We start from the raw sequence: 13475 nt of genomic DNA, 5'->3' as shown, positions 1-13475 counted from the left end.
TCCGCCTTCCTTTTTATTTGATCGTTCTCATTCATTCTCTTCACGCCTCGTGTTTAGCTAGTTCTTCTAACAGACGCGCTTCATCCCAAATTTCGATGCCCAGCGATTCCGCTTTCGTCAGTTTAGAGCCCGCCTTTTCCCCTGCGACAAGTACGTCCGTCTTTTTACTGACGCTTCCTGTCACATCGGCACCAAGTGCTTCGAGTCGTTTACCGGCCTCTGACCGTTTTAAACTCTCGAGCGTTCCCGTCAAGACAATCGTTTTGCCCCCGAGTGGTGCATTCGTCTGATCAACCCGTTCACCAAGGAAACGTTGATTGACGCCAAGTTGTTCCAAATCACGAATCAATGCCTGTGCTTCCGGATGTTCGAAGTACTTCACGATTGAATCTGCGATTTTCCCACCGATGCCGTCAATCGCGACGATTTCGTCGTAGCTCGCTGCTGCAATCCCCGCTAACGAATCAAAACGTTCCGCTAAGAGATATGCCGCTTTTTGACCAACGAGTCGGATTCCGAGACCAAACAACAGACGCTCGACCGAGTTCTGTTTCGAGGCTTCGATCGCTGCAAGCAATTTATCAACGGACGTCTCACCCATCCGGTCGAACGTCAACAACTCCTCACGATCGAGTCGATATAAATCGGCAATCGTCCGGATCGCTTCATGGTCATACAATTGACGGACGACTTTTTCACCGAGACCATCGATGTTCATCGCCTGACGTGAAACAAAGTGAATGATGCCTTCCATCAATTGCGCTGGGCATTCCGGACTGACACAGCGGATGTCGACTTCACCTTCGAGACGGACAAGTTCCGACTGACAAGCCGGACAATGCGTTGGGAAGACGATTGGTGTCTCTTCCCCTGTCCGTTCTGCCGTGACAACTTGTACGACTGCCGGGATGACATCGCCCGCTTTTTTAATGATGACCGAGTCCTGAAGGCGAATATCTTTTTCAGCGATGAAGTCGGCGTTGTGCAGTGTCGCATACGTCACTGTCGATCCTGCAACGACAACCGGTGCAAAACGGGCACGCGGTGTGACTTTCCCGGTCCGACCGACACTGAAATCAACGTCTTCGACTGTCGTCATGACTTCTTCCGCCGCGAACTTATAGGCTGTCGCGAAGCGAGGACTTTTTGCTGTGAAGCCGAGCTCTTCCTGATCATCATACCGATCGACTTTCAAGACGATTCCGTCGATCTCATATGGCAGGCTCGCGCGTGCTTCCGTCCAATGTGCGATGTAGGCAAGAATCTCTTCCACCGTCTCACACGTCTGCATATGTTGATTGGTCGGTAACCCAAGTGAAGCGAGTTGTGCCATTGCTTCGCTATGTGAACGGGCCGTCAACGTATTGACGCCGACGCCATACACGAATAACGACAGATTGCGCGACGCCGTGATCGAGGAATCGAGCTGACGCAGACTACCTGCTGCCGCGTTACGCGGATTTGCGAACAATGTCTCTTCTCGGCTAGCCCGATCTTCATTCAAGCGTTCGAACGATTGTTTCGGCATGTAAGCCTCACCGCGGACTTCGACCGTCTCTTCTGCCTGCAAACGAAGCGGTAACGCTTTGATTGTCCGTAGATTCTGCGTGATGTTCTCACCGACTGTTCCATCGCCACGCGTTGCCCCACGGACGAATCGACCATCTTCGTATTTTAGCGAGATGGCAAGTCCATCGAATTTCAGTTCGGCGACGTACGTCGTCGAACGTCCGAGCGATCGCTCAATCCGAGCGACCCATTCGCGGATTTCTGTCTCATCAAAGACGTTTCCGAGCGACAGCATCGGTAGATCATGCGTCACCTTCTCGAACGCTTCGAGCGGTGCTGCGCCGACCCGTTGCGTCGGCGAATCCGGTGTGATCAGTTCTGGATGCTCTGTTTCTAACTCCGTCAGTTCACGAAGCAATTGATCGTACGTCGCATCCGGTACCGTTGGTTGATCCAGTACGTAGTATTCGTAGCTGTATCGGTTCAATGTTTGACGAATCTCATCTATACGCTGGCTTGCGTCCATCTGTGGACCTCCCGTCATACCTTTTTAATCGGTGCGAATTTCGCGAGCAATCGTTTGATTCCGACTGCTGGGAATGCGATATCGATTTCAAGATTATCCCCTTCACCACGAGTCTGGACGACTGTACCGAGTCCCCATTTCCCGTGCTCTGCCTTATCTCCGACCGACCAACCGAGCGTTTCCGCACCTGACGTCTTCATCGCTGTCGGTTTGCTGATCGAGCGACCGATGACGGCTTTGCCTTGCGGAACAGGGCGGTCTTCCCATGGAAGTGGCTTCGCTTTTTTACCAGTCCGCTCGATGACGACTTCCGGCAGCTCCGCTAGGAACCGTGATTCTTGGTTCGCATTCGTCCGACCATAAAGCGAGCGCATCCGCGCATGTGACAAGTAAAGGCGTTTCTCAGCACGTGTGATCCCGACGTACGCGAGGCGACGTTCTTCTTCCATCTCGTCTTCATCCTGAAGCGAACGGCTATGTGGGAACAACCCTTCCTCCATCCCAATCAAGAAGACGACTGGGAACTCGAGTCCTTTTGCTGAGTGGAGCGTCATCAACGTGACTTGTTCTTCCGGATCCGTCTCGTCGAGTGAATCGACATCGGCAACGAGTGTCAAATCGGTCAAGAAGGCGATGATCGTCCGGTCTTCCGGATCGGCTTTCGCGGTCTCCTTCTCGAAGTTTTGCGCAACGGTAATAAACTCATTGATGTTCTCGAGACGACTTTGCGCTTCAAGCGTCTTATCTTCCTTCAGTACTTGACGATAACCCGATTTCTCGAGCACTTCTTCGACCAGTTCCGAAAGGCTGATGAATTCTTGCATTTGACTGAGTCCGAGAATCATCGTCCGGAAATCTGTCAATTTCGCTGCTGTCTTTGGTGCGATACTCGACAATTCGATATCGCGGATTGCTTCCATCAGCGAAACGCCTTGTAAGTCAGCGAAATCACGCAGCTTATCAATCGTTGTTGCGCCGATGCCACGTTTTGGTTCGTTGACAATCCGTGCGAAGGACAGATCTTCGTCCGGATTCGAGATTAAACGAAGATAAGCGAGCACGTCCTTGATTTCTTTACGATCGTAGAACTTCGTACCGCCGATCATTTTGTAAGGAACGTTCGACTTAAGAAGCGTTTCCTCAATCGCACGCGATTGTGCGTTCGTCCGGTACAGAATCGCGATATCGTTCAGTTTCATCCCGTAACGAAGCGAGTTCCGAATTTCCTGGACGATATAAAAGGCTTCTTCCCGCTCATTCTCTGCCGTATGGACGATCAGCTTCTCGCCTTCGTCATTATCTGTCCAAAGTTTCTTGTCTTTACGGGTCGAGTTGTTTTGGATGACATGGTTGGCCGCTTCCAAGATCCGTTTCGAAGAACGATAGTTTTGCTCGAGTAAGATGACAGCGGCATTCGGATAGTCCTCTTCGAACGAGAGGATGTTCGCGATATCAGCACCACGCCAGCGATAGATCGACTGATCCGAGTCCCCAACGACACAGAGATTCTGATGTCCCGATGCTAACAGGTTAACGAGATCATACTGGGCTTTGTTCGTATCTTGATACTCATCGACATGGATGTAGCGGAACTTCTTCTGATAGTAGGCAAGGACATCCGGACTCTTCTTGAACAATTCCGTCGTTTTTCCGATCAAATCATCAAAGTCGAGCGCGTTGTTTCGGCGTAAGACCGCTTCGTATCCTTTATAGATTTCAGCAACGGTCTTCTCATACGGGCTCGTCACGATCGAAGCGTAAAATTCAGCACTGCGTAATTCATTTTTCTGTGACGAGATGATCGTCAGCATCGAACGTGGATCCCATTTTTTCGGATCCAAGTTTTGTTCCTTCAAGACGAGCTTGATCGCCGATTGCTGATCACTTGAATCAAGAATCGTGAAGTTACGATCGTACCCAAGCTGATCGATGTCACGACGTAACATCCGGACACACATCGAGTGGAAGGTCGAGACCCAAATATCGTTCGCGACGCCACCGACCAACCGACCAATCCGGTCCCGCATTTCCCGCGCTGCCTTGTTCGTGAAGGTAATCGCGAGGATGTTCCACGGTGCGACTTGTTTAGCCGCCATCAAATAAGCGACCCGATGTGTCAGGACGCGTGTCTTCCCGGAACCGGCTCCTGCCATGATTAGCAGTGGACCGTCCGTATGTTTGACTGCTCTCGCTTGCTCAGGGTTTAGTCCACTGACGAGCTGTTCACTCAAATTAAACATATCAATAGCCTCATTTCTTATATTCCGAACTTTTGTTCCTATATTTTATCGTGTCGCCGCGACTGTCGCAAGCGCTGCTTTTAAATCCTCATAAATGACGTTTCCAACGACGATCGTATCCGCATACTGCAGCATCTCACGCGCTCGCTCCTCAGAGTCGATGCCACCACCGTAAAACAGGCGTGCCTGCTTCAAGACGTCGCGAACGGCTGCGACTCGTTCCGCTTCCCCGTAAACGCCGCTGTATTCGAGATACACGACCGGTAGACGGAAGACACTATCCGCTAACTGCGCATAAGCGACGGTCTCATCTAACGTTAACGGTTTTGCTTGTGTCACGTGCGCGACCTTCGCATCAGGATTCAGGACGATATACCCTTCCCCGACAAGATCAGCGTGCGCCAGCATATGACCGACTTGTTCTAACGCCTCGACTTGTTTTTCAACGACGTACTCTAACGTCCCGGCATTCAGGACCGTCGGTGTCAAATACGTATCGAATCCCATCGTCGCGGCTTCGAGTTCTGAAATCTCAAGTGCCACTGCAACGGGATACCGTCGCAAGCGCATCAAGAGATCAAGCGTCGCATCGAGTGTGATGTCATCCGTTCCACCGACGAGGATCGCATCCGTTCCGGACGTCGCAATCGCCTGTAGGCTAGCATCATCGATTGTTTTTGCTGGATCTAGTTTAAAGACATGTCGCCATTCATTAAAAGGTAATAACACGGTTCGTCCCATCCTCTCTTTCTCATTCCACATTCAGTATAAAACAAAAAACCATCTCGCGCAGGGCGAGATGGTTAGAAGCGTGTCCGTCGTTTCGTCAAGAGTGACGCCAGTAACAACGCAAAAACGGCATATACCGGCACGAACGCCCACGGTTCTGCTAAAAAGAAGCCGAGTACCGGGACGTCCAGTAACGGTGAATCCGGTGAACAGAGTGCTCGACCATTGACGAGCGCCAAAAACGGTAAGACAGGCACAGCAAAGATATAGACAAAGTTGATCCAAAAGGCACGTTTCATAAAAGAGCCTCCTTATCCGATAATGACGGATTCCTTCGGATAATTGTAGTTACGTTTCGGTTGGTTCGCTTTCAACAGAAGAACGAACGAGATGACACCGATTCGACCAATGAACATCAGCACAGACAACGTCCATTTTCCGATATCCGATAATTGATCCGTGATGCCGAGCGATAGACCGGTCGTTCCGAACGCTGAACAAGCTTCAAAAAACAGCACGAGGAACGGTGCGTCTTCGACAAGTAACAAGACGATTAATCCGACCATCGTCACACCCGTTGAGACGACAATGACGACGAATGCTTTCCAGATGTCCGACTGACCGATCTCACGACCAAAGATTTTAATCCCGTATTCGCCTCGGATGAAGGCGATGACACTCAAAACGGCGACAGCGAACGTCGTCGTTCGAATCCCCCCACCAACGGAAGACGGTGACGCTCCGATGAACATCAAGAGCGACAAGACGAAAATCGATGCCTGCGAGAAGGACGTGATGTCGACCGTCGTCAATCCCCCGTTTCGGGTCGTGACGGATTGGAACAAGGCGTCGACAAGCTTCTCATCGATCGGTAGACCTTTGAAGGATTGGTTCCATTCAAATAGCAGCAATGCTACCGTTCCGAATAGGACGAGAATGAAGAACGTTGACGCTGTCAATTTCGTAAAGAGTGAAAAATGATACGGTTGACGTGTCGCTTGACGTGTCGCCCGGTACGAGATGTAGCGCCGGACTTCGACGAGTACTGGAAACCCAATTGCACCAAGTGTCAGTAACAAGATTTGCATGAAGACGACGAACAAATCACCGCGAAACGGTAGTAACGATTCGCCCGTGATGTCAAAACCAGCGTTCGTCGTCGCACTGACCGATCCGAACAGTCCTTGGAGCATCGCTTCACCGAGTGTCGGAAAGTATTTCGTATAGTACAGCCCGAGAATCAATGCCCCGATCAATTCAATCGAGACGATGATCAAGATGACTTCGCGAATGTATTTGACGACCCCTTGCATCGTCGTCTGGTTCTGATCTCGAACGACGAGTTGACGTTCTCGAAAGCCGATTCGTTTTCCGAGAATGACCCACATCGCGATATGAAGCGACATCAAGCCGATCCCGCTGACTTGCACTAGAATCATGATCATGAAGTAGCCGAACGTCGTGAAGGTTTCTGAGACCGAGACCGTCGTCAAACCAGTGACACTGACACAACTGACCGCCATGAAGACGAGGTCCGTGAAATCCCAGTTATAGTCTCCCTTGGTCGACCACGGCAGACCGAGCATGATGATTCCGATGATGACCGCAACGAAGTAGATGATGACGAGCGACTGGATGGGCGTCAGCCTTCGAATGAAATGTTGAATTTTATGTTGTAACGCAAAATCCATATCGGTGCGCCCTCCTTCATAGAAGTAGCGGATAACATTAGTTATCCGCTACTTCTTGCTCGATAAGACCTAGGCGGGCAAGCGCCAGATCATAACCGCCCGAACCGTAGTTCAAGCAACGTTTGACACGCGAGATCGTTGCTGTTGAAGCACCGGTCGCCTTTTCGATTTTGTGATACGTATTGCCTTCACGTAATTGACGTGCGACTTCAAGACGTTGGGCGAGCGCCTGGATTTCGTTGACGGTCGCTAAGTCTTCGAACAACGTATAACAATCTTCTAATGAATCCATCTTCATGATGGCTGTAAATAACTGATCCAATTCTTTTCCACGCAATTTATCGAGTTGCATCTTGTGACTCCCTTTCCCATTCAATTGCTCTTTAATAGTTTAAAGCGCGACGTTTTAAAATTCAAGCGTCATCGCAAAATCGCTGGGAAAAGGACTTTTTTCCGAAGGACTTCGTAAATACCTTGTGGTGTGATCCGTACATATGGCAAGTGTGTCGATGCTAGGAATAGCAACGTATAGACAGGATCTTCAAACGCATAACCGCGTTCGAACAAGGCTTCCCGGAGAGCCGTTTCTTGAACGATCAAATCTTCGAGTGGCAGGTCGGATGTCTGCCCCATCAAGGTCAACGGAACTTCAGCGATGACTTCACCATTCTCAACGAGAACGATTCCGCCGCCGAACGCTTTCATTCGATCAAACGCGACTTGCATGTCTCGTTTCGATTTACCGATCATCAAAATATCACCGCTGATCGAGTACGAACTGACGAGACCTCCGACTTGTGTCGCAAAGTTTTTCAGAACGGTATTCAGTCGCCACTTCCCTTCCCGGTCGAGTAGCATCAGGAAGGATTCATCACATCCTGCCGGTAGAACAGGTACACTTGTATCGTGTTCGACTTGATAGAGTTTCATGATGACGGAATTGACCATTTCAAGACCAACCGGCATGCTAAACGAAAAATCCTGTTCCGTTAAGGAAACCTGGACTTCCGAGCGTGGCATGAGCGCATAGACTGCATCAAGCGCTTCTGCCGGGTAACATGGGATGTCTGCTTGACGGACCCATGTGCCGCGCGCAAGTACAGCGACAGGTGTCGGGGCATCTTTTGCCTCAAGGAAATTAAGATGCGCGATTCGTCCTGGTGCGATACTCCCAAGTAGATGATCGAGATTAAAGTGACGCGCTGCATTGTACGATGCAATCCGGTACGCTTCTTCGACCGGAATGCCCGCCTCAAGCATCAATCGGATCGTCTCATCCATCATGCCCGCTTTATAGAAGGACGGCGTTGAACCATCCGTCGTCACTAGCACCTTATCGAACTGCGTCAACCCTGCTTCGACGAGACCTTTAAAGATATCCGGTAGATCCGGACGAATCGATGAATAACGAATCGTCGTCGTGTAGCCGAGTTCAAGACGTGTCATCGCCTCTTCGACCGTCATCGCTTCGTGATCACTCGTCACGCCGTACAGCGCCATCTTCGTCAACGTCTTCGCTGAAGCCCCAGGGAAATGACCTTCGATTGGTTTTCCGAGTTTGATCGCATCCTGCATCCAGTGAAGCAGTTCATCATCCCCTTGCGAGAGACGTGGCCATCCCGTCAACTCTCCCGCTTGGATGACTTGTGGATGCTTGAGCCACGCTTGAATCCGGCGATTATCGATCGAGATACTGTCGGCATCAAGCTCGGTTTGTGCGTCGAGTCGTGCCCACCAGTACATTGAGGTCGGTAAGTCTGCTAGCGCCTCGACCTGAGCAAACGCTTGCTCCGTCGGCTCTAATAATAACAACATGTTGTCGTTTACGAGCGTCGATGTTCCCCGCTCTGCTGCGAATTTTGCAAGACTCGCTGGATTGTAAAGTTGGAACGGATGGGCATGGGGTTCAATGTAACCGGGTACGATATATTGACCTGTCGCATCATGATACGCATCGGCTTGTTCCGGCATCTCTGGACCGACATAGACGATCCGGTCGCCACTAATCCAGATATTCGCCGTCCGCCATGCTTTGACACCATGATTCAGGTAAGTGGCATTCTGTATGACAAGTGTCGGTGCAAGCTTTCCGCTGATGACCGCTTGGTGTGTTCGTACTTCAGATTTCGTCCAAGGGGATCTTCCACAATTTTTTTTCACGAAAGCTCGACCTCCTTTGTTTTATTGAAAACGCTTTCTTATAGTTCTTATACTAAAATGTTGCTAAGTAAGTTTCAAGAAGTTTTGCCCCGTTCCGGATTCATTTGGTCAAAATAACACAAATTCGCCATGGAAGACAAATCTTTTCGTGCACTTCGCCAAGAAACAAAAAACCAGACGCGACTCCTTCGAGCACGTCTGGTACAAATATCATGATTCATGCGAGGCACGAAAGGCTTTTTGAGCGATATCAGTTCGGTAAAAGAATGGCTGGTCCGTCACGTCTGGTAAGTTCGCATAGACCTGTTCGACAGCCTGCTCGATCGTCTCGGCACGGCTGACACATACGAGGACACGTCCACCGGCTGAGACAAGTTGATCGTCTCGTTCTGCCGTTCCGGCATGAAAGACGAGAAGACCGTCCCCAATCTGATCAAGTGGAATCGCTTGTCCCGTTTTTGGTGCTTCCGGATATCCTTCTGCTGCGACGACGACACCGACAGCTGCTTGATCCGTCCAAACGACTTCTGGTATCTGTCCGTCTATCAGCGGCATGATGACATCAAGCAACGGTGTCTCTAAGCGCGGAAGAATGACTTCTGTTTCCGGATCACCGAACCGAGCATTGAACTCGATGACGAACGGTCCTTGTTTCGTCAGCATCAGACCGGCATAGAGGAAGCCGGTGAACGGAATTCCTTCGCTTGCCATCTGATCGACGAGCGGCTGAATGATGCGATCAACAGCTTCTGTCGTCAGCGCTGCTTCGTCCCACTGAGGAAGCGGAGAATACGCGCCCATTCCTCCTGTGTTCGGACCTAGATCACCGTCAAATGCCCGTTTATGATCTTGCGACAATACCATCGGGATGACGGTCTCTTCGTGCACGAATGCCATCAATGAACACTCTTCCCCGACCAGGCATTCTTCGATGACAACGCTGCTTTGTTGACCGTATTCCCCGGCAAACGTATCGTGGATTGCTGCAAGTGCTTGGTCCACGGTTTCTGCGACCGTGACTCCTTTTCCGGCAGCAAGTCCGTCGGCTTTGATGACGATCGGTGCACCCGCTTTGCGAACATACGCCTCTGCGTCTGCTGCTGAAGTAAAGACGGCATGAGCAGCGGTCGGAATACCGGCACGCTCCATCAATTCTTTCGCGAACTGCTTACTTCCTTCGATCGCTGCCGCTTCCCGTGTTGGTCCGAAGATCTGCAATCCCGCTGCCTGAAAGGCGTTAACGACTCCGAGAACAAGTGGTCCTTCTGGTCCGACAATCGTCCAATCGATCTGTTCGTCTTGTGCGAACGTCACGAGTTCATCGATAGCATCTTCGGCGATCGGAACACATGTGGCTTGTGTCATCCCGGCATTCCCAGGCGCAGCATACACTGTCTCGATCCGTTCATCCTGTGCCAGCTTCCAGACGAGCGCGTGTTCACGCCCTCCTTTACCAATCACCAATACCTTCATTCAAATCGCCTCCGCTTAGTGTTTGAAATGTCGAACGTTCGTAAAGACCATCGTAATGCCATGTTTGTTACACGCATCGATCGACTCTTGGTCGCGAATCGAGCCGCCTGGTTGAATGATTGCCGTAATACCAGCTGCTGCTGCCGCTTCGACCGTATCACCCATTGGGAAGAAGGCATCGGAAGCAAGTGACGCACCAACTGCTTTTTCTCCGGCTTGTGTAATCGCGATGTTCGCTGAACCAACACGGTTCATCTGTCCTGCACCAACACCGACCGTCACTTCGTCCTTCGCGAGAACGATCGCGTTCGACTTGACATGTTTGACGGCACGCCATGCGAGTTTCAAGTCTTCCCATTCCGCTGCTGTCGGCTTGCGGTCTGTCACGACGCGTGCTGCTGCATCATCAAGCGTCTCATCGTCACTGTCTTGGACGAGCATGCCGCCAGCGACTGCCGTATAACGGATTGCTTGGACACGTTTGACGTCGAGTTCAAGTAGACGGATGTTCTTTTTCGCTGACAACAAGGCGAATGCTTCTTCCGTGAAGGATGGGGCGATGATGATTTCAAGGAAGATACCGCTTAACTGTTCTGCTGTCTCTAAGTCAACTTCACGGTTCAAGGCGACGATGCCACCGAAGATCGACACCGGATCGGCTGCATGAGCGCGGCGGAATGCCTCTCCGATCGTTGGACCGACGGCAACACCACACGGGTTCATGTGTTTAACAACGACGGCTGCTGCTTCGCGGAACTCGTCGAGAATTTCGAGTGCAGCGTTCGCATCTTGAATGTTGTTATACGACAACTCTTTACCATGCAACTGTTTCGCTGAAGCGAGAGATGCTCCACGGTAAATTGGTGTTTTATAAAAGGCTGCTTCTTGGTGTGGATTTTCTCCATAACGAAGATCCTGGACTTTCTCAAGCGTGATTGTCAACTGATCCGGGAACTTCTCGCCTGTTTGTGTCAAGAAATAATCCGCGATCAATGCATCGTACGCCGCTGTATGACGGAAGGCTTTCGCCGCAAGACGTTGACGTGTCTCAAACGTCGTACCGCCTTCACGAATCTCGGCAACGACCGTTTCGTAATCAGCTGGGTCGACGACGACCGTGACAGCTGCGTGGTTTTTCGCCGCTGAACGCAACATGCTTGGTCCACCGATATCGATGTTCTCGATCGCATCGGCATAGGCGACGTCTTCTTGTAAGACCGTCTGCTTGAACGGATACAGATTGACGACGACGAAATCAATCGGTTGAATCTGTTGCGCAGCCATCTGCTCACGATGGGATTCAAGATCACGACGACCGAGTAATCCACCATGAACCATTGGATGGAGCGTTTTGACACGCCCATCGAGCATTTCTGGGAATTGTGTGACTTCACTGATACCAATGACCGGAAGCCCGGCTTCCTCTAACGCTTGATGTGTTCCGCCTGTCGAGACGAGCTCGATACCTGCTTCATGGAACGCTCGTCCTAATTCGACGATTCCTGTTTTATCCGACACACTAATTAACGCTCTCATACGTTTGCCTCCTCTTTCATCCACTCTTCGATGACTTGCGGATACAGTCTATGTTCGACGCGCTGAATCGCTTGTTGCAATGTTTCACGCGTCATCTCTTCTGTAATCCGAACGGCTTCTTGAGCCATGATCGGTCCTGTGTCCATGCCTTCATCGACTATATGAATTGTAACACCTGTGATTTTAACTCCGCCACGAAATGCTTGTCCGATCGCATCTTTTCCCGGGAACGCCGGAAGCAGCGACGGGTGGATGTTGACGATTCGCCCTGCGTATCGTCCAAGCAACTCTTCCCCGATTAATCGCATGTAGCCGGCAAGAATGATCCGTTCGACACCTTTCGCTTCAAGACGGGCAATGATTTCCCGCTCAAAACTCGGTTTATCCGGATAGTCCTTCGCCCGAAAGACGAAGACGTCACATCCGCGTCGTTTTGCCCGTTCAATGACCTTTGCGTTCTGTTGATCGCAGACGATCAGTTCGATCGAGGCATGTAACGTTCCTGCCTCGATCGCTTCAAAAAGTGCTTCGACATTACTACCGCTTCCTGATGCAAAACAGGCGATCTTCATGCGTCGACTCCTTGAATCCGAACACCTTCTTGATCTGTCACTTGACCAATCACGTACGCCGTCTCATTTTCACGAGCGAGGCGTGCTGTCACTTCCGCGACATCTTCCGGTTTGACGATCAACATGAAACCGATGCCCATGTTAAAGACGTTGTACATATCATGTCGTGGCAGGTCACCCGCTTGCTCGAGCCAGTCAAAGACTGGTAACGTCGGCCACTTTTTCGGATCGAACGATGCGCCAAGACCTTCTGGCAAGACACGTGGTACGTTCTCGTAGAATCCACCACCCGTAATATGGACCATCGCTTGAATCTTTTCCGTCTCAAGGGCTGCTTTGACCGCTTCGACGTAGATGCGTGTTGGCATGAGGAGCGCATTTCCGAGCGTATGACCGAGCATCATGACTTCATCTTCGTAGCGGAGGCCACTGTCGGCGACGATTTTACGGACGAGTGAGAACCCGTTCGAATGGACGCCGGACGAAGCGAGACCGAGAATGACATCTCCTGCCGCGACGTTATCACCCGTGATCAATTTTTGCTTCTCGACGGCACCGACGGCGAACCCGGCGATATCATATTCGCCGTCCGCATACATCCCTGGCATTTCCGCTGTCTCACCGCCGATTAACGTACATCCCGCCTGGACGCAACCTTCTGCGACACCTGCGACGATCCGTTCGATCTTAGCTGGAATCGCCTGACCAAGCGCGATGTAGTCAAGGAAATAAAGTGGTTCCGCGCCTTGGACGATGATATCGTTCACACACATTGCCACACAGTCGATTCCGATCGTATCGTGTTGTTCCAGTGCGAAAGCGAGTTTCAGCTTCGTACCGACACCGTCTGTCCCACTGACAAGGACTGGTTCTTTCAACTGCAATTGGCTGAGGTCGAACATCGCACCAAAGCTACCGAGTCCCGTCAATACTTCTTTGCGCATCGAACGGGCGACGTGTTTTTTCATTCGCGTGACTGACTCATACCCTGCTGTCAGACTCACACCTGCTGCTTCGTAATGTTTGCTCATGTTCTTCC

The 13475-nt window shown here is 51.0% G+C and carries 11 protein-coding genes; all 11 read right to left on the bottom strand.

Annotated elements, in window-relative coordinates; genetic code table 11:
* Positions 1-40 precede the first annotated feature (40 nt).
* Positions 41-2035 (bottom strand): NAD-dependent DNA ligase LigA, encoded by a 1995-nt coding sequence (ligA, locus tag L985_RS02700; protein WP_047394971.1) that lies wholly within the window; start codon positions 2033-2035, stop codon positions 41-43.
* Between the two features lie 14 nt (positions 2036-2049).
* Complete coding sequence (gene pcrA / locus L985_RS02695) at positions 2050-4275, bottom strand: DNA helicase PcrA (protein ID WP_029340753.1); 2226 nt, start codon at positions 4273-4275, stop codon at positions 2050-2052.
* A 45-nt stretch (positions 4276-4320) separates the two neighbouring features.
* The gene (locus L985_RS02690) at positions 4321-5004 is read right to left on the bottom strand and encodes a heptaprenylglyceryl phosphate synthase (protein ID WP_034786186.1); all 684 of its coding nucleotides are present in this window, start codon (positions 5002-5004) and stop codon (positions 4321-4323) included.
* Between the two features lie 74 nt (positions 5005-5078).
* Positions 5079-5303: a hypothetical protein gene (locus L985_RS02685; protein ID WP_047394968.1), complete on the bottom strand. Its 225-nt coding sequence runs from the start codon at positions 5301-5303 to the stop codon at positions 5079-5081.
* A gap of 12 nt (positions 5304-5315) precedes the next feature.
* Positions 5316-6695 carry a TrkH family potassium uptake protein gene (locus tag L985_RS02680; RefSeq protein ID WP_029340750.1) on the bottom strand — a complete coding sequence of 460 codons (1380 nt, stop codon included), beginning with the start codon at positions 6693-6695 and terminating at the stop codon, positions 5316-5318.
* 37 nt (positions 6696-6732) lie between these two features.
* Positions 6733-7047, bottom strand: a complete 315-nt coding sequence (locus tag L985_RS02675; RefSeq protein ID WP_023467078.1) for a YerC/YecD family TrpR-related protein — start codon at positions 7045-7047, stop codon at positions 6733-6735.
* Between the two features lie 68 nt (positions 7048-7115).
* Positions 7116-8855 (bottom strand): adenine deaminase C-terminal domain-containing protein, encoded by a 1740-nt coding sequence (locus tag L985_RS02670; protein WP_029340749.1) that lies wholly within the window; start codon positions 8853-8855, stop codon positions 7116-7118.
* A gap of 210 nt (positions 8856-9065) precedes the next feature.
* A complete protein-coding gene (purD, locus tag L985_RS02665; RefSeq protein WP_029340748.1) occupies positions 9066-10328 on the bottom strand; it encodes a phosphoribosylamine--glycine ligase in 1263 nt (420 codons plus the stop codon).
* Between the two features lie 15 nt (positions 10329-10343).
* Complete coding sequence (purH, locus tag L985_RS02660) at positions 10344-11864, bottom strand: bifunctional phosphoribosylaminoimidazolecarboxamide formyltransferase/IMP cyclohydrolase (protein WP_029340747.1); 1521 nt, start codon at positions 11862-11864, stop codon at positions 10344-10346.
* On the bottom strand, positions 11861-12436 hold the full coding sequence (gene purN, locus L985_RS02655; protein WP_047394965.1) for a phosphoribosylglycinamide formyltransferase: 576 nt from the start codon (positions 12434-12436) through the stop codon (positions 11861-11863). The genes purH and purN overlap by 4 nt, the downstream gene beginning before the upstream one ends.
* On the bottom strand, positions 12433-13467 hold the full coding sequence (gene purM / locus L985_RS02650) for a phosphoribosylformylglycinamidine cyclo-ligase (RefSeq protein ID WP_029340745.1): 1035 nt from the start codon (positions 13465-13467) through the stop codon (positions 12433-12435). Before purM ends, purN begins: the two co-directional genes overlap by 4 nt.
* Between the last annotated feature and the right edge of the window lie 8 nt (positions 13468-13475).

The sequence above is a fragment of the Exiguobacterium sp. ZWU0009 genome, assembly GCF_000798935.2.
Lineage (GTDB): Bacteria > Bacillota > Bacilli > Exiguobacteriales > Exiguobacteriaceae > Exiguobacterium_A > Exiguobacterium_A acetylicum.
This window is presented reverse-complemented; position numbering and strand designations above follow the sequence as displayed.

Excerpts from the sequence above, each read along its gene's own strand:
- purH (WP_029340747.1), bottom strand. The coding sequence starts at position 11,864 with ATGAGAGCGTTAATTAGTGTGTCGGATAAAACAGGAATCGTCGAATTA.
- pcrA (WP_029340753.1), bottom strand. The coding sequence starts at position 4,275 with ATGTTTAATTTGAGTGAACAGCTCGTCAGTGGACTAAACCCTGAGCAA.
- L985_RS02680 (WP_029340750.1), bottom strand. The coding sequence starts at position 6,695 with ATGGATTTTGCGTTACAACATAAAATTCAACATTTCATTCGAAGGCTG.
- L985_RS02675 (WP_023467078.1), bottom strand. The coding sequence starts at position 7,047 with ATGCAACTCGATAAATTGCGTGGAAAAGAATTGGATCAGTTATTTACA.
- L985_RS02685 (WP_047394968.1), bottom strand. The coding sequence starts at position 5,303 with ATGAAACGTGCCTTTTGGATCAACTTTGTCTATATCTTTGCTGTGCCT.
- purD (WP_029340748.1), bottom strand. The coding sequence starts at position 10,328 with ATGAAGGTATTGGTGATTGGTAAAGGAGGGCGTGAACACGCGCTCGTC.
- purM (WP_029340745.1), bottom strand. The coding sequence starts at position 13,467 with ATGAGCAAACATTACGAAGCAGCAGGTGTGAGTCTGACAGCAGGGTAT.
- purN (WP_047394965.1), bottom strand. The coding sequence starts at position 12,436 with ATGAAGATCGCCTGTTTTGCATCAGGAAGCGGTAGTAATGTCGAAGCA.
- ligA (WP_047394971.1), bottom strand. The coding sequence starts at position 2,035 with ATGGACGCAAGCCAGCGTATAGATGAGATTCGTCAAACATTGAACCGA.